Annotated in this window: 19 protein-coding genes and 1 tRNA gene; 4 read left to right on the forward strand and 16 right to left on the reverse strand. The window is 68.1% G+C overall.

Features of this window, described 5'->3' with window-relative positions; translation table 11 throughout:
• Window positions 1-3: 3 nt before the first annotated feature.
• Complete coding sequence (eno, locus tag ABD683_RS03825; RefSeq protein WP_344767451.1) at window positions 4-1,281, reverse strand: phosphopyruvate hydratase; 1,278 nt, start codon at window positions 1,279-1,281, stop codon at window positions 4-6.
• 120 nt (window positions 1,282-1,401) lie between these two features.
• Here eno and ABD683_RS03830 point away from each other — a divergent pair, with 120 nt between their 5' ends.
• On the forward strand, window positions 1,402-2,019 hold the full coding sequence (locus ABD683_RS03830) for a hypothetical protein (protein ID WP_344767453.1): 618 nt from the start codon (window positions 1,402-1,404) through the stop codon (window positions 2,017-2,019).
• Here ABD683_RS03830 and ABD683_RS03835 read toward each other — a convergent pair.
• Both ABD683_RS03835 and ABD683_RS03840 read right to left on the reverse strand, forming a co-directional pair.
• A complete protein-coding gene (locus ABD683_RS03835; RefSeq protein WP_344767455.1) occupies window positions 2,016-2,714 on the reverse strand; it encodes a MazG nucleotide pyrophosphohydrolase domain-containing protein in 699 nt (232 codons plus the stop codon). The genes ABD683_RS03830 and ABD683_RS03835 overlap by 4 nt on opposite strands.
• Window positions 2,714-3,370 (reverse strand): hypothetical protein, encoded by a 657-nt coding sequence (locus ABD683_RS03840; RefSeq protein ID WP_344767457.1) that lies wholly within the window; start codon window positions 3,368-3,370, stop codon window positions 2,714-2,716. The genes ABD683_RS03835 and ABD683_RS03840 overlap by 1 nt, the downstream gene beginning before the upstream one ends.
• 65 nt (window positions 3,371-3,435) lie before the next feature.
• Here ABD683_RS03840 and ABD683_RS03845 point away from each other — a divergent pair, with 65 nt between their 5' ends.
• Entirely contained in the window at window positions 3,436-4,002 is a 567-nt protein-coding gene (locus ABD683_RS03845; protein ID WP_344767459.1) for a 1-acyl-sn-glycerol-3-phosphate acyltransferase, read from the forward strand.
• A 96-nt stretch (window positions 4,003-4,098) separates the two neighbouring features.
• Here the strand turns inward: ABD683_RS03845 and mfd are convergent, their stop codons facing one another.
• From mfd to ABD683_RS03890, 9 genes are all read right to left on the reverse strand, one after another.
• Window positions 4,099-7,611 (reverse strand): transcription-repair coupling factor, encoded by a 3,513-nt coding sequence (gene mfd, locus ABD683_RS03850; protein WP_344767461.1) that lies wholly within the window; start codon window positions 7,609-7,611, stop codon window positions 4,099-4,101.
• Window positions 7,612-7,629: 18 nt separating this feature from the next.
• On the reverse strand, window positions 7,630-8,196 hold the full coding sequence (gene pth, locus ABD683_RS03855; protein ID WP_344767463.1) for an aminoacyl-tRNA hydrolase: 567 nt from the start codon (window positions 8,194-8,196) through the stop codon (window positions 7,630-7,632).
• Window positions 8,193-8,879: a 50S ribosomal protein L25/general stress protein Ctc gene (locus tag ABD683_RS03860; protein ID WP_344767465.1), complete on the reverse strand. Its 687-nt coding sequence runs from the start codon at window positions 8,877-8,879 to the stop codon at window positions 8,193-8,195. The genes pth and ABD683_RS03860 overlap by 4 nt, the downstream gene beginning before the upstream one ends.
• Window positions 8,880-9,142: 263 nt before the next feature.
• Window positions 9,143-10,123, reverse strand: coding sequence for a ribose-phosphate diphosphokinase (locus ABD683_RS03865; RefSeq protein ID WP_344767467.1), 981 nt, complete (start codon window positions 10,121-10,123; stop codon window positions 9,143-9,145).
• Window positions 10,124-11,560, reverse strand: a complete 1,437-nt coding sequence (glmU, locus tag ABD683_RS03870) for a bifunctional UDP-N-acetylglucosamine diphosphorylase/glucosamine-1-phosphate N-acetyltransferase GlmU (RefSeq protein ID WP_344771563.1) — start codon at window positions 11,558-11,560, stop codon at window positions 10,124-10,126.
• Between the two features lie 18 nt (window positions 11,561-11,578).
• Window positions 11,579-11,657: transfer RNA gene (locus ABD683_RS03875), tRNA-Gln, on the reverse strand.
• A gap of 41 nt (window positions 11,658-11,698) precedes the next feature.
• A complete protein-coding gene (locus ABD683_RS03880) occupies window positions 11,699-12,472 on the reverse strand; it encodes a methyltransferase domain-containing protein (RefSeq protein WP_344767469.1) in 774 nt (257 codons plus the stop codon).
• Window positions 12,469-13,815: an amidase gene (locus ABD683_RS03885; protein WP_344767471.1), complete on the reverse strand. Its 1,347-nt coding sequence runs from the start codon at window positions 13,813-13,815 to the stop codon at window positions 12,469-12,471. The genes ABD683_RS03880 and ABD683_RS03885 overlap by 4 nt, the downstream gene beginning before the upstream one ends.
• Before the next feature lie 45 nt (window positions 13,816-13,860).
• Window positions 13,861-14,334, reverse strand: coding sequence for a hypothetical protein (locus ABD683_RS03890; RefSeq protein WP_344767473.1), 474 nt, complete (start codon window positions 14,332-14,334; stop codon window positions 13,861-13,863).
• An 86-nt stretch (window positions 14,335-14,420) separates the two neighbouring features.
• Here ABD683_RS03890 and ABD683_RS03895 point away from each other — a divergent pair, with 86 nt between their 5' ends.
• Window positions 14,421-14,918, forward strand: a complete 498-nt coding sequence (locus ABD683_RS03895; RefSeq protein WP_344767475.1) for a MarR family winged helix-turn-helix transcriptional regulator — start codon at window positions 14,421-14,423, stop codon at window positions 14,916-14,918.
• 22 nt (window positions 14,919-14,940) lie between these two features.
• On the forward strand, window positions 14,941-16,716 hold the full coding sequence (locus ABD683_RS03900; protein ID WP_344767477.1) for an ABC-F family ATP-binding cassette domain-containing protein: 1,776 nt from the start codon (window positions 14,941-14,943) through the stop codon (window positions 16,714-16,716).
• Window positions 16,717-16,793: 77 nt separating this feature from the next.
• Here the strand turns inward: ABD683_RS03900 and ABD683_RS03905 are convergent, their stop codons facing one another.
• The 4 genes from ABD683_RS03905 to ABD683_RS03920 all read right to left on the reverse strand — a co-directional run bounded on the left by ABD683_RS03905 (window position 16,794) and on the right by ABD683_RS03920 (window position 20,300).
• A complete protein-coding gene (locus tag ABD683_RS03905; protein WP_344767479.1) occupies window positions 16,794-17,711 on the reverse strand; it encodes a 4-(cytidine 5'-diphospho)-2-C-methyl-D-erythritol kinase in 918 nt (305 codons plus the stop codon).
• 266 nt (window positions 17,712-17,977) lie between these two features.
• Window positions 17,978-18,274 (reverse strand): hypothetical protein, encoded by a 297-nt coding sequence (locus tag ABD683_RS03910; RefSeq protein WP_344767481.1) that lies wholly within the window; start codon window positions 18,272-18,274, stop codon window positions 17,978-17,980.
• Window positions 18,275-18,351: 77 nt separating this feature from the next.
• A complete protein-coding gene (gene rsmA / locus ABD683_RS03915) occupies window positions 18,352-19,224 on the reverse strand; it encodes a 16S rRNA (adenine(1518)-N(6)/adenine(1519)-N(6))-dimethyltransferase RsmA (RefSeq protein ID WP_344767483.1) in 873 nt (290 codons plus the stop codon).
• A complete protein-coding gene (locus ABD683_RS03920) occupies window positions 19,194-20,300 on the reverse strand; it encodes a resuscitation-promoting factor (protein ID WP_344767485.1) in 1,107 nt (368 codons plus the stop codon). Before ABD683_RS03920 ends, rsmA begins: the two co-directional genes overlap by 31 nt.
• Between the last annotated feature and the right edge of the window lie 60 nt (window positions 20,301-20,360).

Below are 20,360 nucleotides of genomic sequence, written 5' to 3' on the forward strand. Positions count from 1 at the left end.
GGGTCAGACAGCCAGCCGGGGGAAGGCGGACGTGCCGGCGTACTCGGCTGCCGTACCGAGGAGCTCCTCGATGCGCAGCAGCTGGTTGTACTTGGCGACGCGGTCGGAGCGAGCCGGCGCACCGGTCTTGATCTGGCCGCAGTTGGTCGCGACGGCGAGGTCGGCGATCGTGGTGTCCTCGGTCTCTCCCGAGCGGTGGCTCATCATGCAGGTGAACCCGTGGCGGTGCGCGAGGTCCACCGAATCGAGGGTCTCGGTCAGCGAGCCGATCTGGTTGACCTTGACCAGCAGCGCGTTGGCGGCGCCTTCGGAGATGCCGCGGGTGAGGCGTTCGACATTGGTCACGAACAGGTCGTCACCCACGATCTGCACCTGGCCGCCGATGTCGTTGGTCAGCGTGGTCCAACCGGCCCAGTCGTCCTCGTCGAGCGGATCCTCGATCGACACGATCGGGAAGTCGGCGACCAGCTTGGTGTAGTAGGCCGACATCTCCTCGGCAGACGTCTTCTTGCCCTCGAACGTGTAGGAACCTTGGTCGAAGAACTCCGACGCGGCGACGTCGAGCGCGAACGCGATGTCGGTGCCGACCTTGAGTCCGGCCTGTTCGACGGCGCGGGAGATCAGCTCCAGCGCGGCACGGTTGGAGTCGAGATTGGGAGCGAATCCGCCCTCGTCACCGAGACCCGTCGAGAGCCCCTCCTTGTTGAGGACCGACTTGAGCGAGTGGTAGACCTCGGCGCCCTGACGCAGCGCCTCGGAGAACGACTCCGCGCCGATCGGAGCGATCATGAACTCCTGGATGTCGACGTTGGAGTCGGCGTGCGAGCCACCGTTGAGGATGTTGAGCATCGGGACCGGGAGCACATGGGCGTTGGGGCCACCCACGTAGCGGAACAATGGCAGCCTGGCCGAATCGGCAGCGGCCTTGGCGACGGCGAGCGAGACACCGAGGATCGCGTTGGCGCCGAGCTTGGCCTTGTTGGGCGTGCCGTCGAGGTCGAGCATCGCGAGGTCGATCTCGCGCTGGTCGTCAGCCTCGAAGCCCTTGAGGGCAGGACCGATCTTGTCGTTGACGCCGGCGACAGCCTTGAGGACACCCTTGCCGAGGTAGCGCTTGCCGCCGTCACGGAGCTCGACCGCCTCGAAGGCGCCCGTCGATGCGCCGGAGGGTACGGCCGCGCGGCCGATCGTGCCATCGTCGAGGGCGACCTCGACCTCGACCGTCGGGTTGCCCCGTGAATCCAAGATTTCCCGTGCGCCGACGGCGTCGATGCGTGCCAAGACTGCTCCTCGATAGCGATTGACCCTGCGGTTGCAAGCGTGCGGTGACCAGCCTAGTCGCCGCCCTCAGTCTTCCGAGATTGCCTCGCCCGCAGCGCCGACCTCCCGTAGATTGCCCGCGTGACCGAACAACCACGCCGTCGGCGCATCGTCATCGCCGTGACCGCCGTCACGGCGCTGGTCGTCGGCGCCGTGGTGTCGTTGAACGCGCTCGCCTCGGCTGATGCCCGGCGTGACATCGACGCGATCCCGCGATCGTTCTCGTGCGACGGGGTCGTCGTGCCGTACGAGATCGTGCACGGCGACGGCGCAGAGAGCGGCAGCACCCCCCAGCCGGCGTTCGTCGTGCCAACCGCGGCGTTCACCAAGCCCGGCGCCCTCTGCACGCTCGAGCTCACGCTCGTCAACCAGGGCTCGCGGGACGTGACGATCGAGGGCGTCAGGTTCCCCCGACTCGGCGTGACGCGGCTGGGCGGATTCCCGCTCGAGCTGGGTGCCCAGGGCGCGAACTTCCCGGCGTCGAGCCCCGACGACAAGGGCAGCGCGGTCGTCAACATGCACCAGTCACTCGACGGCGGCGACACGCTCGACCTGACCTTCGACCTGCGAGCCCGCGAGTCGGCGACCCTCGTACCCGGTCGGCTGACCTGGGTCGACATGCTCCCGCAGATCGAGTTCTCCTACCGCGGGTTCACGCGTACGTCGAACGGCTCGGTCGCAATCGCCGTCAAGGGCTAGTGGTCGTGGCCGGGTGAGAGGTCTCCGTCGCGTTCCTGCTGCTTGATCCGCTGCCACTGCGCGTCGATCTCGGCCGACGTCGTCGGGACGTGATCGAGGGTCTCGGGTGCGAAGACGTGCGGGTTGCGTCGGATGAGCTTGGCGGTGATGCCCGCCGTGACGTCGTCGATGTCCCAGCCTTCGGCTTCAGCCGCGATGCGGGAGTGGAACACGACCTGCATCAGGAGGTCACCGAGCTCTTCGCGCAGGTGCTCCGAATCGCCCGACTCGAGCGTCTCGAACGTCTCCTGTGCTTCCTCGAGGACGTACGGCGCCAGCGATGCATGCGTCTGCTCGGCGGTCCACGGGCATTCGGTGCGGAGCCGGTCCATCACCTCGACGAGGTCGACGAGGCTCCCGCCCGGCACGTCGTAGGAGCCGAAGACGACCTCGACCTGGTCAGCCTCGTCGGCCATCAGGTCGTCGGCCACGGCGCGGGCCCACTCGGCGTCGCCCGTCGGCGCGATCCACACGGTCTTGTCGGCGTACGCGGGCGGCTCGTCGGAGATCTCGACCGCGATGCCCGACGCGACGATCGCGCGTACGTGCGGGTCGTCCTCGGCGGCGTGCACCGTCACCGCGTCACGCAGGGCATCCCAGGCGTCCAGCGTCAGGATCCCCGGAGCGACCCGAGGGCTCAGCACGACGATGCGCATCAGGCGCAGCGCTGCTCCGGGGGCAGCTCTTCGTCGGTTGGTGCGTCGAAGCCGACCTCGGACACCGAGACCGAACCGGTGGGGGCGAGATCCTTGAGAGTGCCGCTCAGGCCGAAGCGCGGTGCAAGCTTCACGTCGTGGTCCTTGAAGGCCTTGTCGATCATCTCGCGGCCCGTCGTGAACAGCTGTTGCTGGTTGTCATCGGTGAGCGTGAGGCCGGTCGACTGCTCGGCAAGCGCGATCGCGATCGCGGAGATCTCGGCGTCGTTCTCGAGGATCGTCGTCACGGTCTTGGCATCGTCACCCCGGGGGAACACCTCGGCGATCGCCTTGATCTCGGCCGAGCTGCGCTTGTAGGACTTCACGTCAGGGGTGACACCCTTCTGCTTCGCCAGGTCACGGGCGACGATGACCGTCACCAGATCGCTGATCGCGTGGCGGCGCACCTCCTCGTTGGGGACCGACGGCGACTGCACGCCCTGTTGGGCAGCGCCGCGCAGTGACAGCTCGCAGTACAGGCGGGCGTTGGTGTCGAACGTCTTCATCGAGATCGCCGTGCCGTCGACGACGGCGGCGTCACCGGGATGGATGCTCCCGCAGGCCGCAAGAGCCAGGGCGGCGAGAGCGAGGACGACGAGGCGTGCACGGGTCAGCATGCCGACAGATTACCTGCGGCCACTGTGCTGCGGTTGCCGCGCATACCGTCGCCTAGGGTGTGGCCATGATGCGGCAGCGGTTGGCCCGGACGGCGGTCCGCGTGATGGGCTACAAGATGGTGGGCGAGGTGCCGCCCACCGGGATCCTGGTCGGTGCGCCGCACACGTCCAACTGGGACTTCATCACGATGCTGCTCGTGATGTGGCACGGCGGAGCGCATCCCCGGGTGCTGGTCAAGAAGCAGCTCTTCAAGGGCCCCCTCGGCTGGATCCTCAAGGCGTTCGGCGGGGTACCCCTCGACCGCGACAACGCCAGCACGGTCGTACGCGATCTGGCTGCCGAAGCCGGTACGGGCAAGCCGTTCCGGCTGATCATTGCCGCGGAGGGCACCCGCGGCAGGGGCGAGTTCTGGAAGTCGGGGTTCCTGCGGCTGTCGAAGGAGACCGGGCTGCCGATCACGCTGGCGTTCTTCGACCCGCCGACCAGGTCGATGGGATTCGGGCCGACGTTCCACGCCTCCGACGACGTGCGCGCCGACATGGACATCGTCCGCGCCTTCTTCGCCGACAAGCACGGCATCAAGCCCGGGAACGCGACACCGCCGCGGCTCCGCGAAGAGTCCGCCGGGTGAGCGGTGGATCCTCAACCTAAAGCGAGGTCACGCTCCGCGGCGGTGCAAGCTCAACCGTATGAGCCCGCATTCGGTTGAGGATCCACCGCTCAATCCCTACGCGCTGACCTCGACCGGGACCAGCGTGTCGATGACGGTGCGGGTCCACTCGAGCAGCTCACGGTCCCGCAACGGTTCGCCGCCGATTGGCGCGGTCCTGGGTCGCGGCACGAGTGCGATCTCGGCGGCTGCCTTGTACTGGCTGCGCGGATAGACGCGGGCCATCCTCATCTGCGCCGAGTCGGGCAGCTTGAGCGGTGCGAAGCGGATGTTGGGACCGGCCGACGTCACCTCGGTCATGCCGGCCTCCCGGACACGTACGCGCAGGCGCGCGACCTCTAGCAGCACCTCGACGGCCTCGGGCGGCTCGCCATAACGATCGACCAGTTCTGCTCGCAGCTCGTCGACCTCGGTGAGCGCACGCACGTCGGCAAGCCGCTTGTACATCTCGAGGCGCAGGCGTTCGCTCTGCACGTAGTCGTGCGGCAGGTGCGCCTCGATCGGCAGCTCGATCTTGACCTCGCGCTCGGGAGCGGCGTCGCCGCGGAACTCTGCCACGGCCTCGCCGACGAGGCGTACGTACAGGTCGAAGCCGACATCGGCGATGTGGCCGGACTGCTCGCCGCCGAGCAGGTTGCCGGCGCCGCGGATCTCGAGGTCCTTCATCGCCACGGCCATGCCGCCGCCGAGCTCGGAGTGCTGCGCGATCGTGGTGAGCCGGTCGTGCGCCGTCTCGGTGAGCGGCTTCTCGGGAGGGTAGAGGAAGTACGCGTACGCGCGCTCCCGTGAACGGCCGACGCGGCCACGCAGCTGGTGGAGCTGCGACAGGCCGAGGGTGTCGGCACGCTCGATGATCATGGTGTTGGCGTTGGAGACGTCGAGGCCGGACTCCACGATCGTGGTGCAGACCAGCACGTCGATGCGCTTCTCCCAGAAGTCGACCATGACCTGCTCGAGCTGGTGCTCCCCCATCTGGCCGTGCGCGGATGCGACGCGCGCCTCAGGCACGAGCCTCTGGATGTTGGCGACGGCCTTGCCGATGCTCTGCACCCGGTTGTGGATGTAGAACACCTGCCCCTCACGGAGCAGCTCGCGACGGATCGCGGCGATGATCTGGCCGTCCTCGTACGCGCCGACGAACGACAGCACGGGATGGCGCTCCTCCGGCGGGGTGGCGATGGTCGACATCTCGCGGATGCCGGTGATCGCCATCTCGAGCGTTCGCGGGATCGGTGTGGCCGACATCGAGAGTACGTCGACGGCCGCTCGCAGCATCTTGAGCGCCTCCTTGTGCTCGACGCCGAAACGCTGCTCCTCGTCGACGATCACCAGGCCGAGATCCTTGATCTTGACGCCGGGCTGCAGCAGGCGATGCGTGCCGATGACGAGATCGATCGTGCCGTCGGCCAGGCCCTCGAGCGTCTCCTTGGACTCCTTGTCGGTCTGGAAGCGCGACAGCGGCCGGATCGTCACGGGGAACTGGCCAAAACGCTCGGCGAACGTCGCGTAGTGCTGCTGCACCAGCAGAGTCGTCGGGACCAGCAGGATGACCTGCTTGCCGTCCTGGATCGCCTTGAACGCAGCGCGTACGGCGATCTCGGTCTTGCCGTAGCCGACGTCGCCACAGACCAGGCGGTCCATCGGAACCGTACGCTCCATGTCGCGCTTGACCTCGTCGATCGTGATCATCTGGTCGGGTGTCTCGACGAACGCGAACGCATCCTCGAGCTCGGCCTGCCACGGGGTGTCGGGCCCGAACGCGTGACCCTTGGTCGCCTGTCGCGCGGCGTAGAGCTTGATCAGCTCGCCAGCGATCTGGCGGACGGCCTTGCGCGCCTTGTTCTTGCGGCTGGTCCAGTCGGCGCCTCCGAGCTTGTCGAGCGAGGGCGACTCGCCACCGACGTAGCGGCTGATCTGGTCGAGCTGGTCCATCGGCACGAACAGCCGGTCGGCGGGATGGCCCCGCTTCGAGGGCGCGTACTCGATGACGAGGTATTCGCGAGCTGCACCTTGGACGACCCGCTGCATCAGCTCGACATAGCGACCCACACCGTGCTGCTCGTGCACCACGAAGTCGCCGGTCGCGAGCTCGAGCGGGTCGACCTGCTTGCGGCGCCGTGAGGGCATCTTGCGCTCGGTACGATCTGCCGCGCGCTGGCCGACGAGGTCGTCGTACGTCATGACGGCGAGCTGCAGCGGCTTCGAGACGAAGCCGTGGTCGAGCTCGCCCAGGATGATCTGCACGACGCCGGGCGAGGGAGCTGTGACCTCGTCGTCCAGCGAGGCGGCCACATCGTTCTCGGCAAGCCACTCGACGGCGCGCTGCGCCTGGCCATGTGCGGGCGCGACGAAGACGACCTTCATGCCCTCTGCAACCCATGCACGGATGTCGGCGAGAGCCGCGGTGGTGTCGCCGCGATAGGCAGCAGCGGCCTCCAGCTCGACGGCTCGCGACGTGGCATCCACGTCCAGGCCGAACGGCGAGATCGTGAACCAGGTGTGGCCGAGTCCGAGGGTCTCCAGGCGTACGTCGTCGAGCGTGCGGAATGCCGCCGAGCCGAGGTCGATCGGAGCCTCGCCACCGCTCGCGGCGGCGGCCCACGACGCCTGGAGGAACTCCTCGCTGGTGGCGACGAGGTCCACAGCGCGGGCACGGATGCGTTCGGGATCGCACAGCAGGATCGCCGACTTCTCCGGCAGGAGGTCGACCAGCAATTCCATCTCGTCCGTCAGGACGGGGGTCAGTGACTCCATGCCCTCGACCGCGTGCCCCTCGGCCAGCTTGCTGAAGATCTCGGCCATCCGCGGGTGGCGCTCGGCAAGCTCAGCAGCTCGTACGCGCACCTCACCGGTGAGCAGCAGCTCGCGGCATGGGGGCGCCCACACCTGGGCGACCTCTTCCAGCGTGCGCTGGTCGGCGACCGCGAAGCGCCGGATCTCGTCCACCTCGTCGCCGAAGAACTCGATGCGCAGCGGGTGGTCCTCGGTCGGCGGGAAGACGTCGATGATGCCACCGCGTACGGCGAACTCGCCGCGGCGCTCGACCAGGTCGACGCGTGAATAGGCCGCTGCGGCGAGGGCCTGGACCGTCGCGTCGAGGCCCGTCTCGTCACCCTTGTGGAGCTCGACAGGTTCGAGATCGGCGAGTCCCTTGGCCTGCGGCTGCAGCAACGAACGTACGGGCGCGACGATGACCCGGATCGGACCCGTTGCCGTCTCGTCGTGGGCATTCGTCGGGTGAACGAGGCGGCGCAGCACGGCGAGGCGGCGGCCGACCGTGTCGGACCTCGGCGACAGGCGCTCGTGCGGCAGCGTCTCCCACGCCGGGAAGTAGACGACGGCGTCCTTGCCGATCAGCTCACCCAGCTGGGCGACGAGATCCTCGCCTTCACGCGCGGTCGCCGTGACGGCGAGGACGGTCGTCTGCGAGGCCAGCGCCTGGGTGAGGAAGGGGCGCAGCGGCTCGGGAGCCTGCAGGTCGAGCTCGGACAGCCCGCCCGCACGATCGGTGAGTGCGCCGGCGATCGTGGGCTCGGCGGCGACCAGGGTCGCGAGCTGGGGCAGTGTCATGTCGGGAACCGTGTCATCTCAACGGTTGAACGCACTCTGGGTCGCTTCTAGTCCCTTGGTGATGAGGCTCTCGACCGCGTCGGCCGCCTCCTCGACGTACGAGGGGAGGTCCTTGCGCTCGGCGGTCGAGTAGGGCTTGAGCACGAAGTCGTGGACGCTCTGGCGCCCCGGCGGACGGCCGATGCCGACACGTATGCGGTAGAAGTCACCCGTGTCGAGCGACTGACGGATCGAGCGCAGGCCGTTGTGGCCGTTGTCGCCGCCGCCGATCTTGATGCGGAGCATGCCGAAGTCGATGTCGAGCTCGTCGTGGATCACGATCACGTGATCCGGCTCGACATCGAAGAAGTTCGCGAGCGCCGACACCGGACCGCCGCTCTCGTTCATGTAGGAACGCGAACGGCCCAGGACGATGCGTTCGCCAGCCAGCCGACCTTCGATCAGGTCGGCGAGGCCGGACTTGTGCTTCTTCCACGAACCTCCGACGCGGTCGGCGAGCACGTCGGTGACGAGGTAGCCGACGTTGTGACGGGTGGCGGCGTACGTCGGGCCCGGGTTGCCGAGCCCGACGACCAACCAGGTCATTCGGCGGAGCTGGACTCCGCCGCGTCGCCCTCAGGCGCAGCCTCGGCGGCACCCTCGGTCGGGGCGTCGCCCTCAGCCTCGGGAGCGTCGTGCTCGATGCCGGCCTCGGCCTCAGCCTCGGCGAGCTCGGCCTCGAGCTGAGCCTCGGTGGGTGCGGCGGTGATGTTGACGATGAGCAGCTCCGGGTCGACCGCGAGGGTCGAACCGGTGGGCAGCTCGATGTCGCTGGCGTGGATCTGGGCGCCGACGTCGAGTCCCTGGATCGAGACCTCGAAGGATTCGGGGATGTGCGTCGCCTCGGCCTCGACGGCGATCGTGTTGTTTTCCTGCACGACCAGGGTGCCACCGATGGCATCGCCGACGACGTGGATACGGACGTCGACCGTGACCTTCTCGCCCTTCCTGACGATCAGCAGGTCGGCGTGCTCGATGAAGCCCTTGATCGGGTCGCGCTGGACCTGCTTGGGGATCGCGAGGTGCTGCTCGGAGCCCAGGTCGATCGTGAGGAGCGCGTTGGAGTTCTTGAGGGCCAGCATGAGCTGGTGGCCCGGAAGCGTCACGTGCACGGGGTCGGAGCCGTGTCCGTACAGCACGGCCGGGACGTTGTCGGCACGGCGGATGCGGCGGGCAGCGCCCTTGCCGAACTCGGTGCGCGCCTCGGCGGCGATCTTGATCTCAGCCATGAAGAGTTTCTCGTTTCGGATGCGTTGTGGATTCAGAAAATCGGTGGCTGCTCCGGAAGGCGCTCAACACAGCACTCCTGTGGAGCGCCCTGTCGATCACGGTCCGTACGGACCCTCGCCGAGGCAACTCAGCGATCTTATCGCAGCCAACCCTGTGGACCCAATTCGCCTCAGCCCGCCATCATCCCCGCGATTTGTGACCTTGGAGGCGCTTCGGATGCGCGGAAGCGCTCTTAACGTCACAAATCGCGGCGGTGAAAGGCTCAGTTCTTGAAGAGGCTGGTGACGGAGCCGTCCTCGAACACCGCGGCGGTGGCCTGGGCCAGCAGCGGGGCGATCGAGAGCACCGTGAGCTTGTCGAAGCGCTGGTCGTCCGACAGCGGCAGCGTGTTGGTGACGATGACCTCGCACGCCGTCGAGTTCTTGAGCCGGTCGACCGCGGGGCCGGAGAACACCGCGTGCGTCGCGACGATCACGACATCTTCGGCGCCGTCCGCCATCAGTGCCTCAGCAGCCTGGACGATCGTGCCGCCGGTGTCGATGAGGTCGTCGACCAGGATGCACACGCGACCCTCGACCTCACCGACGACGCGGTTGGCCTTGGTCGAGTTGGGCTTGGTCTCGTCGCGGGTCTTGTGGATGAACGCCAGCGGCGCCTCGCCGAGTGCCGAGGCCCACGACTCAGCGACCTTGATACGACCGGCGTCAGGCGAGACGACGGCGAGCGGCTTCTTGCCGTACTTCTTCTTGACGTAGCGGGTGAGGATCGGCATCGCGAGCAGGTGGTCGACCGGCCCGTCGAAGAAGCCCTGGATCTGCGCCGTGTGCAGGTCGACCGTCATGAGGCGGTCGGCACCGGAGGCGAGGAACAGGTCGGCCATCAGTCGCGCCGAGATGGGCTCGCGGCCGAGGTGCTTCTTGTCCTGGCGGGCGTAGCCGTAGAACGGCAGGATCACCGTGATGCGCTTGGCGGATGCACGCTTCAACGCGTCGATCATGAGCAGCTGCTCCATGATCGCGTCGTTGATGGGCTGCGCGTGGCTCTGCATGATGAACGCGTCGCAGCCACGTACGGACTCCTCGAAACGTACGTAGATCTCGCCGTTGGCGAAGTCGTAGGCCGTGGTCGGAACCAGATCGATCTGGAGGAGGTCAGCGACCTCCTGGGCAAGCACGGGATGCGCCCGGCCCGAGAACAGCATGAGGTTCTTGGTGGGTGCGCGTTTTGCGATGCTGCTGGCCATCTAGTCCGTCTCCTTGGCGTCGCGCGCCGCTTCGGCGGACGTGCTGTCGGGTCGGTTGTGCTCGACCCACCCCTCCATGTTCCTCTGCTCGCCCTTGCTGATCGCAAGCGCCCCGGGTGGGACGTCCTTGCGGACCGTCGTGCCGGCGCCGGTGTGCGCGCCGTCGCCGATCGTGACGGGGGCGACGAACGTGTTGTTGGACGCCGTACGCGCGTGCTTGCCCACCGTCGTGCGGTGCTTGTTGACACCGTCGTAGTTGGCGAAGATCGTGCCGGCACCGATGTTGGTGCCCTCGCCGATCTCGGCATCGCCGACGTACGACAGGTGCGGCACCTTGGCGCCGTCGCCGATGCGGGCGTTCTTGGTCTCGACGAACGTGCCGATCTTGCCCTTGGTCCCCAGCTCGGTGCCGGGACGGAGATAGGCGAACGGCCCCACGGTCGCGTCATCACCGATCACGGCGTCCGATCCGTGCGTACGGACCACGCTGGCGTTGGCGCCGACCTCGACGTTGCGCAGCGTCGTGTCGGGGCCGATCGTCGCGCCCTCGGCGATGACGGTGGCACCGAGCAGCTGGGTGCCGGGCATCAGGGTGACGTCCTGCGCGAGGGTGACGGCGGAGTCGATCCACGTCGTCTCGGGGTCGACGATCGTGACACCCTCGCTCATCCAGTGCTGCGTCTGGCGGCGGTTGAGCTCGCGGCCGAGGCGAGCGAGCTGGGCGCGGTCGTTGACGCCCTCGGTCTGCCAGACGTCCTCCAGCAGGTGTGCGCCGACGGGGCGTCCGTCGCTCGCGGCGAGTCCGGCGATGTCGGTGAGGTAGAGCTCGCCCTGGACGTTGTCGGAGTCGAGCCGCGTGATCGCGTCGACCAGGAACGTCGCCTCGACGGCGAGGATGCCGCTGTTGATCTCTCGCACGGCGCGCTGCTCGTCGGTGGCGTCCTTGTGCTCGCGGATCGCGGTGACCTCGCCCGCCTCGTTGCGCAGGATGCGACCGTAACCTGTCGGGTCGTCGAGCTCGGCGGTGAGGATCGTGACGGCTCGACCGGCAGAGCGATGATCGTCCAGCAGGTCCGCCAAGGCCTGCGAGGTCAGCAAGGGCACATCGCCGTACGTCACCAGCACCGTGCCGGTCGGCGTCTCGCTCAGCGCGTCGAGGGCCACCTGCACGGCGTGACCCGTGCCGCGCTGCTCCTCCTGCACGGCCTGCACGACGTCGGGGCTGAACGCGGCGATCGCTGCAGAGACCTGATCGCGGTCGTGGCCGACGACGGCGACGAGCCTGGAGGCGCCGGCACCGCTCACCGCACGGAGTGCGTGCTCGATCATGCTGCGGCCGCCAACCTCGTGGAGGACCTTGGCGTGCGCGGACTTCATCCGCGTCCCTGCACCAGCGGCAAGGACGATCGCGGTGACCTGCTGCTCCGAAGCTGTGATGCTGTCTCCTTGGTTGAGCTCCCCGGGTAGGAGTCGAACCTACGTCGCTAATCCGCATTCAAAGTGCGGCGGGCCCTGCCGGCAGACCAACCGGGGATTGATTCGTACGCCAATCGTGCAGAGCCAAGCGTACCGGTACTACTCCGCCTGTCTGGCGACGGCGAAGACGCGTTCGAAGCGGAACACCGTGCCGTGCTCGGTCTTGGGGTAGGCCTCGCGCAGTGCCGCCTTGTAGTCGTCCACGAACTCCTCGCGCAGGCCTTCGGGCAGCGCCTGGATGATCGGCCGGGCACCGGTGCTGGAGATCCATGCGAACACCGGGTCGTCGCCGTGCAACACATGCAGGTAGGTCGTCTCCCACACGTCAGCCTCCCAGCCGAGACGGCTGAACAGCTCGAGGTACGCCTCCGGCGCCGTTCCGCGATCGGCGTGCAGGTCCTCGGTGTGACTGGCGTACGGACCACGCGACGAGATCTCGTGCAGGAGCGTGTGGCTGGGGCCGGCGTAGTTGAAGGGCACCTGGAGCGCGAAGGTGCCGCCCGGTGCGACGTACGAGCTGAGCCGCTCGATGACCGCGAGCTGGTCCGGGACCCATTGGAAGAGCGCGTTCGACACGATCGCATCGACCTCACCCTCCGGGGCCCAGCCGGAGACGTCGGCGACCTCGTACGTCGCCCCGGCGTCGTGGTTCTCGGCATTGGCGCGCTCGATCATCTCCGCCGACGAGTCCACGCCATGGACGCTGGCGTCGGGCCACCTGGCGCGCAGCACCGCCGTCAGGTGACCCGGCCCGCAGCCCAGGTCGACGATCGAGCGCGGCTCGCCCTGGATCCGGGCGACGAGGTCGAGGAACGGCCGCGACCGGTCGTCGGCGAACTGCAGGTAGTGCGACGGGTTCCACGGTGCATTCACAGCGGCAGTGCCCTCTCGTACTGGCCGGCGAGCGACATCAGCCGGGCGTCGTCTCCGCGGCGGGCGATGAGCTGGATCGCCAGCGGCAAGCCCTCCTCGGGCGTCTTGCCGGCGGGCATCGAGACGGCGGGTGCGCCGGCGTGGTTCCACTGCGCGGTGTAGGGATAGAACGCGTTCATCGACAGCACGGTCCGGAGCGCACCCTTGCCCTTCCAGTGCTCGACCGGTACGGCCGGCCCGGACATCACCGGAGTCAGCAGGACGTCGACCCCGAGCTCGTCGTGCACCGCGTCACCCCATTCACGGCCCTTGCGGATCGCCCAGTCGACGGTGCGTGCCGTGAAGGGCCGCCCGAGCCGGGCGATGCCCTTCGTACGCCTCTCGAGCCTCGACGGGTCGTCGGTCTCGGCCGCCGCGTCACGGATCCCGGCGAGGTAGCGCACCGTGAGCGCCTTGGAGTCGTTGCCGTACGGGATCGTGACCTCCGTGACGCTGTGGCCCGCGGCGCGGAACGTGTCGGCCGCCGACTCGAGGAGTGCACGGACCCGGAGGTCGAGCTTCTCGGCCTTGGTCGCCGCGGCGGCGCTGTGGGAGAGCCCGATCCGCAGCGGCTCGGGGTCCTGGGCCGCAGCCGCGACGAGCGAGGTGGGGAACGTGCCGAAGGTGTCGAGGAACAGCGCGCTGTCGGTCAGCCGCTGTGCGAGGCAGCCCTGCGTCGAGAGCTGGTGCCAGCCGCCCGAGCTCGGCATCGTGTCGTGCGTCGGCTTGAACCCGACCAGCCCACAACACGCTGCGGGTATGCGGATCGACCCGGCACCGTCGGACGCCGTCGCGATGCCGACAACGCCCGCGGCGACCAGCGCAGCCGACCCGCCGGACGAGCCGCCGGGGGTGTGCGCGCGGTTGTGCGGGTTGCGGGTGACGCCGAGCGCCTCTGACTCGGTGAACCCGAAGATCGCGAGCTCCGGGAGCGCGGACTTGGCGATGATCACGGCGCCGGACCGGCGGAGCGCTGCGACGAGGTCGCTGTCATGGGCGGCGACGGTCGAGGTCGCGTTGCTGCCCCGTCCGGTGACCGTGCCCGCGAGGTCGAGATCGTCCTTGACCGCGATCGGGATCCCGAGGAACGGTCCCGACTCCCCCGCCGTACGGCGCAGGTCGGCGTCGTCGGCGGCCGCCAGCGCCTCGTCGGCGAACACTGCGACGGTCGCGTTGATCGCCGGATCGTCCCGCTCGATCGCGGCCAGTGCCGCCTCGGTGAGCTGACGTGACGTCAGCTCACCCGCGGCGAGCAGCTCCCCTTGACGAGTCGGCCCAGCGGTCAGGGCGTCAGCGGCATCCATACGGTGAATCTATGCCCGTATGGTGCACGCCGGTCAGAGGTGCGCCTACTGGCATTCCTGCGCGAGCTTGGTGATGATCTCGGGGTTGGTGGCATCCGAGAGCTTCAGCTTCTTGTCGATCATCTTGTCGAGGATGCAGTTGGCGACGTCCTTGGGCACGCCCTGGGTCGTCATGCCGGTGACGAACGAGTCACGCAGTGCCGGGTCGCTGAAGTCGACGCCCTGGTCGTCGAGGGTGTCGGTCAGATCGCCGACCTCCTCCTCGGACATGTTGGTCGCGCACTTGGATCCGGCGGCGGCGGCGATGGTCTGCTGCTTCTTGGCGGACAGATCCATGTACTTCTCAAGGCTCCCTGCCTGCTTCTTGATGTCGGCGAGGGCGCAGTCGGTCATCGACTTGGAGAGTCCGAGGTCCTTGAGCTCGGCGCGCGCATCAGCCTCGGGATCGCCTCCCCCGCCACAGGCGGTCAGCGTGGCGGTCAGGAACAGGCCGATCACGGCCATCGCGGCAGTCTTCATGCCGGGAACCTAGCAGCCCCCGATGTCACGCGGCGAAGTGGCCAAACACTCTCGACGTCAAGATTCTTGACGCCTACCATGGAGGTATGGGTACGACCGAGGACGACGTCGATCGGCTCATCGCCGCGTGGCGGCGCGAGCGGCCCGACATGGACGTGTCGCCGATGCAGGTGCTCAGTCGTGTCACCCGACTGGCCCTGCACCTCGACCGCGCCCGCAAGCAGGCATTCGCCGACCACGATCTCGAGTCGTCAGAGTTCGACGTGCTGTCGGCGTTGCGACGCGCCGGCAAGCCCTATCAGCTCTCCCCCGGCCAGCTCGTCCAGGAGACGCTGGTGACCAGCGGCACGATGACCAACCGCGTCGACAGGCTGGTCGGCAAGGGCCTCGTCGAACGACTGCCCGACCCCGCTGACCGCCGTGGCGTTCAGGTCCGCCTGACCGGGTCCGGACGCGTGGCGGTCGATGGGGCGATCGACTCGCTGCTCGAGCACGAGCACGAGCTGCTGGCCGGGCTCACGGCGGACGAGGCCAAGGGCCTCGCGGACGCGCTGCGTACGCTCTCCCGCCCCTTCGACCACTGAGGCGCACCCGTAAACTCGTGCGGTGGCACATCTCCTCGGCGTCGAATCGGTTGGCGTGGACTTCCCGACCAAGACCGTCTTCGAGTCGGTGACGCTCGGCATCGACGAGGGTGACCGCATCGGCATCGTCGGCCGCAACGGCGACGGCAAGTCGACCCTGCTGGCGATCCTCGCCGGGCGCCTCGAGCCGCACTCCGGGCGGGTGACGCGTCGCGGCAGTGTGACGATCGGCGTGCTCGACCAGACCGACACCCTCGACCAGGAGCAGACGGTCGGCCACGCCGTCGTCGGAGACATCCCCGAGTACGAGTGGGCCGGCGATGCCAAGGTCCGCGACGTCATCGCGGGCCTCGTCGCCGACATCCCGTGGGACGCCACCGTCGGCACCCTCAGCGGCGGGCAGCGGCGCCGCATCGCGCTGGCCCGGCTGCTGATCGGCGACGACGACGTCCTGTTCCTCGACGAGCCGACCAACCACCTCGACGTCGAGGGCATCACCTGGCTCGCCGGGCACCTCAAGACACGTTGGCCGGGCAGTTCCGGCGGACTGCTGGTCGTGACGCACGACCGGTGGTTCCTCGACGAGGTCTGCAATGCGACGTGGGAGGTGCACGACGGGATCGTCGAGCCGTTCGAAGGCGGCTACGCGGCCTACATCCTTCAACGCGTCGAGCGCGATCGTCATGCATCAGCCACGGAGGCGAAGCGGCAGAACCTCATGCGCAAGGAGCTCGCCTGGCTGCGTCGCGGCGCCCCCGCTCGTACGTCCAAGCCGAAGTTCCGCATCGACGCCGCCAACGCGCTGATCGAGAACGAGCCGCCACCGCGCAACCCCATCGAGCTCAAGCAGATGGCGACCGCCCGGCTCGGCAAGGACGTCGTCGACCTGCACGACGTGTCGGTCTCGTATGGCGACCTCGAGGTGCTCCGTAACGTCGAGTGGCGCATCGGGCCCGGCGAACGTACCGGCATCCTCGGCGCCAACGGTGTCGGCAAGTCGACATTGCTCAACCTCGTCATCGGCAAGACGCAGCCGACGTCCGGTCGGGTCAAGCGCGGCAAGACGGTCCGGGTCGTGTCGCTGACCCAGGAGCTCAACGAGCTCAAGGAGGTCGCCGACGACCGGGTCAGCGACGTCATCGGGCGCCAGCGCACCGCGTACGTCTCCGGCGGCAAGGAGATGACCCCGTCGCAGCTGCTGGAGCGGCTCGGGTTCTCGAACGCCCAGATGGCGACGCCCGTACGCGACCTGTCCGGCGGGCAGAAGCGGCGCCTCCAGCTGCTGCTGATCCTGCTCGACGAGCCCAACGTGCTGGTGCTGGACGAGCCGACCAACGACCTCGACACCGACATGCTGGCGGCGATGGAGGACCTGCTCGACTCGTGGCCCGGAACGCTGCTGGTCGTCTCGCACGACCGCTACCTGCTGGAGCGGATCACCGATCAGCAGTACGCGATCCTCGACGGCCACTTCCGCCACCTGCCCGGCGGGGTCGACCAGTACCTCCGGCTGCGCAAGGAGCAGGATGACCGGCCCGCTGCTTCTTCGGTCGTTGCCGCGCCCTCGGGCCTGTCGAGCGCGGAGCTGCGCAACACCAAGAAGGAGATCGCGTCGATCGACCGCAAGATGGAGAAGCTGACGGCCCGCATCGACGCGCTCCACACCGAGATGGCCCAGCACGATCCCACCGACGTACCAGGCCTCACGGCGATGACTCGTGAAGTCGGCGAGCTCGAGGCCCAGGTGGCCGCGCACGAAGAACGCTGGCTCGAGCTCACCGAGCTCGTCGAGTCCTAAGCCCCCACCGCGATTTGTGACCTTCTAAGCGTCATACCTGGCGCGAAGCGCCTCCAAGGTCACAAATCGCGGGGATGCTAGGCGAGGCGGGCGCCGGGTACGGGTCCGTGCGACTGCACGACGTCGGCGCATGCGGCGGCGCTGGTGAGCGCGAAGGCGATGTCGAGGCTGTGCTGCTCGTCGGAGGCGAGGAACATCGCCGTCGGCCCTGAGCCGGACAGGATCGCGCCGAGCGCGCCGGCCTCGATGCCGACCTCGAGCGTGTCCTGCAGCTCGGGACGGAGCGACAGGGCGGCCTCGGTGAGGTCGTTGGAGAGTGCATCGCCGAGCGCGTCGGCGTCACCCGCTCGGAGCGCGGCGAGCAGTGCGTCGGGTACGTGGGGCTCGGGCACCCTGGCGCCTTCGTTGAGCCGGTCGAACTCGGCGTACACGGCGGCCGTCGACAGTCCTTCGGCCGCGACGGCGAACACCCAGTGGTAGGAACCACGAGCCAGCACGGGACTGATCGTCTCGCCATGGCCACCGCCGACAGCGTTGCCACCGTGCAGGAGGAACGGCACGTCGCTGCCGAGCTTGGCCGCGAGGAACTCGAGGTCCGGCCGGCCGAGCCCGGTGCCCCAAGCGTCGTTGCAGGCGACCAGTGCGGCGGCGGCGTCAGCGGAGCCACCAGCCATGCCCCCGGCGACCGGGATCACCTTGCGGATCGCGAGATCCACACCGCCGACGAATCCGGTGTGATCGCGCAGCAGCTTCGCCGCCTTCACCGCGAGGTTGTCGTCGTCCTCCGGGACGGTCGTCTGCTCGGCGCGTACGTCGAGCTCGGTGTGCATCGCCACGTTGATCTCGTCGTCGGCGCGGCTGACGGCGCGTACCTCGTCGTGCAACCCGACGGCCTGGTAGACGGTGGCGAGCGGGTGATAGCCGTCGTCGCGGACCGGTCCGACGCCCAGGCACAGGTTGATCTTGGCGGGGACCCGAACGGTGGCGATGCTCACCGGAACAACCTAGTGCGTGGTCCCAACGAAGGTCCGAGGTGCCGATCGATGGGTACGCTGCGGTCCACCGCAGATCAGTCCAGGAAGACGAGGATTGCGGTCGCCGGGACCGCGAAGACGATCACGAACGGGATCCAGCTCGCGATGCGTTCATTGCGTCGCCGCTTCTGCTGATCGAACCAGCTGCCCATCGTCCCTCTTCCGCCAAGCCTCCGACAGAGGGTAGACGGTCACCAGGGTCAGCCCGCGCGGCGGCTCATTTGGGCCTAGAACGTCTTGTCGGTGACGACGTCCAGGTTGTAGAACGTCGGCGGACCGTCGACCAGCTCCATCATCTTGGCTGCGAACTCAGTCGTCTCCGGGAGGCTCGAGTTCTCCATCGCCGACTCGAACGAGTCGAAGAAGACAATCGTCATGAACCGCGTCGGATCCTCGCGATCCTGCGTGGTGATGGACCGGCGTGCCGTGAACCGGCCCTTCGTCGCGGCCTCGAGCTCCCCGCTGGCCGCCTCGATCTCGTCCCGGCGAGAGGTGTGCCCCTCGATGATTTGTATGAATGTCATCGCCTGCTCCTTTGCAGAGACCCCCGTGAGCGGAACCGTACTCTCGGCAATATCGCTTGGACAGCCCTCGCGGTGAGCTAGAGATACATGCCGAGACGGGCGAACTCTTCGATGCCGAGCGACTCGCCCCGGGCTTGCGGGGAGATGCCGGCCTTGACCAGAGCTTCCTCCGCGAGCGCGCCGGAGCCGGCGAGCGATGAGAGCGCGGCACGCATGGTCTTGCGGCGTTGCGCGAAGGCGGCATCGATCACGGCGAACGTACGCAGGCGATGCGCCTCGTCGCCGGGCTCGGGGCGACGGCTCCACGCCACCAGCGACGACTCGACGTTGGGCATCGGCCAGAAGACGTTGCGGCCCACCGAACCGGACAGGCGCATGTCGGCATACCACGCGGCCTTGACCGACGGCACCCCGTACGTCTTGGAGCCCGGGCCGGCGGCGAGGCGGTGGGCGACCTCCGCCTGCACCATCACCAGGCCCGTCCGGATCGAGGAGAACCGCTCGAAAAACGTGAGCAGCACGGGCACCGACACGTTGTAGGGCAGGTTGGCCACCATCGCGGTCGGCGCCGGGCCGGGCAGCGAGGTGACCTTCATGGCGTCGGCGACGACGAGGTCGAAGCTGCCGACCTGGTCGGGCGCGTACGACGCGATGGTCGACGGCAGCTGACCTGCCAGGACCTCGTCGACCTCGACAGCCGTGACGTGCCGGGCGACCTCGAGCAGGCCGAGCGTCAATGAGCCGAGGCCCGGCCCGACCTCGACGACGACGTCGTCAGGGCCGACGCCGGACGTCTTGACGATGCGACGAACCGTGTTGGCATCGGTGACGAAGTTCTGCCCCCGCTGCTTGGTCGGACGGATCCCGCACGACTCCGCCAGCTCTCGGATGTCGTTCGAACCGAGGAGCCGTGGCGGCGTCAGCTGAACCTCGCGTCGGCGCAGCCCCACTGTCCCCAGCCCGAGCGGGCCTGCAGGATCTTGGCGTACTTGATCTGCACCTCACGGCTCTGCTGATGCGGGAGCCCGGGACCTCCGACGCTGTGCCACGTCGCGGCGCTGAACTGCAGTCCGCCGTAGTAGCCGTTTCCGGTGTTGATGTGCCAGTTGCCGCCCGACTCGCACTGGGCGATCTTGTCCCAGACGCTGTCGGGCGGAGTCGTGCTCGTGCCGTGCGACTCGACCTGTCCGACCGGCGCGACGAGCACGACCTTGTCGAGGACGATGCGGTCGCGGAGCTTGCCGTCGGCCATCACGAGGGTGACCTTTTCGCGGTTCTTGCCCTTCTTGCCCTTCGAGACGACGGAGACCTCCCCCACGTACGCCTTGGGGTCCTTGCGCACCTCGACCGGGAACTTCACGTCGACCTCTTCGGTCTTGGTGATCTTCTCGATGCGGATGACCTTGAGGCTCTGGGCGGGCTTCACGAAAGCGGCCTTGCCCGGGGCGACCTCGTCGTCCTTGTCGAGGGTGACATGGGCGGCCTCGAGCACCTTGGCCACGGTCGGCGCCTTGGTGGTGACGGTCGATGACGTGCCGTCGGCGACGACGGTGAGCGTCTTCTCGGTGCTGATCACGATCTCGGAGCCCTTGCGCGACAGCGGTGCGGAGTCCTTGTCGGAGACGTACGCGCCGGCGGGCGGCGTCACGCCCAGCTCGTCGAGCGCCTCGCCGACCGTGCGGTCGAAGAGGGTGTGCTTCGTGACGGTGCCGTCGACCGCGAGGGTGACCGGCTTGGCGTACGAGATGTCGATCGTGTCGCCGTCCTCCACCGCGGAGCTCGGCGCCGGGCTGAGCTTGTCGCCGGGGGCGATGGTGATCTCCTTGGCGGCGAGGACATCGGAGACGGTGTCACCGAACGTACGAACTGTGTCCTTCTGGCCGTCGATCGTGACGGTGACGGTCTTGCTGAACGCACCGTAGGCTGCGGTTCCGCCGCCGACAATGAGGACGATCGCAAGGTTGAGGGCGATCAGGGACGTCGACTTGCGCGGCCGACGATGGGCGTGGCGATGAGCGTGGGGCACTGCTTCCTCGTTTTTTCGGGGACGTAGCAGTCTCTCACCATAGCGAGGGCCGCCGCAGGA

The organism is Aeromicrobium panaciterrae (genome assembly GCF_039537165.1).
Taxonomy (GTDB): Bacteria; Actinomycetota; Actinomycetes; order Propionibacteriales; family Nocardioidaceae; genus Aeromicrobium; species Aeromicrobium panaciterrae.

Bases quoted from the DNA above. Each gene is read 5' to 3' on its own strand.
- ABD683_RS03835 (WP_344767455.1), bottom strand. From the start codon at position 2,714: ATGCGCATCGTCGTGCTGAGCCCTCGGGTCGCTCCGGGGATCCTGACG.
- ABD683_RS03840 (WP_344767457.1), bottom strand. From the start codon at position 3,370: ATGCTGACCCGTGCACGCCTCGTCGTCCTCGCTCTCGCCGCCCTGGCT.
- ABD683_RS03845 (WP_344767459.1), top strand. From the start codon at position 3,436: ATGATGCGGCAGCGGTTGGCCCGGACGGCGGTCCGCGTGATGGGCTAC.
- mfd (WP_344767461.1), bottom strand. From the start codon at position 7,611: ATGACACTGCCCCAGCTCGCGACCCTGGTCGCCGCCGAGCCCACGATC.
- pth (WP_344767463.1), bottom strand. From the start codon at position 8,196: ATGACCTGGTTGGTCGTCGGGCTCGGCAACCCGGGCCCGACGTACGCC.
- ABD683_RS03860 (WP_344767465.1), bottom strand. From the start codon at position 8,879: ATGGCTGAGATCAAGATCGCCGCCGAGGCGCGCACCGAGTTCGGCAAG.
- ABD683_RS03865 (WP_344767467.1), bottom strand. From the start codon at position 10,123: ATGGCCAGCAGCATCGCAAAACGCGCACCCACCAAGAACCTCATGCTG.
- ABD683_RS03885 (WP_344767471.1), bottom strand. From the start codon at position 13,815: ATGGATGCCGCTGACGCCCTGACCGCTGGGCCGACTCGTCAAGGGGAG.
- ABD683_RS03890 (WP_344767473.1), bottom strand. From the start codon at position 14,334: ATGAAGACTGCCGCGATGGCCGTGATCGGCCTGTTCCTGACCGCCACG.
- ABD683_RS03895 (WP_344767475.1), top strand. From the start codon at position 14,421: ATGGGTACGACCGAGGACGACGTCGATCGGCTCATCGCCGCGTGGCGG.
- ABD683_RS03910 (WP_344767481.1), bottom strand. From the start codon at position 18,274: ATGACATTCATACAAATCATCGAGGGGCACACCTCTCGCCGGGACGAG.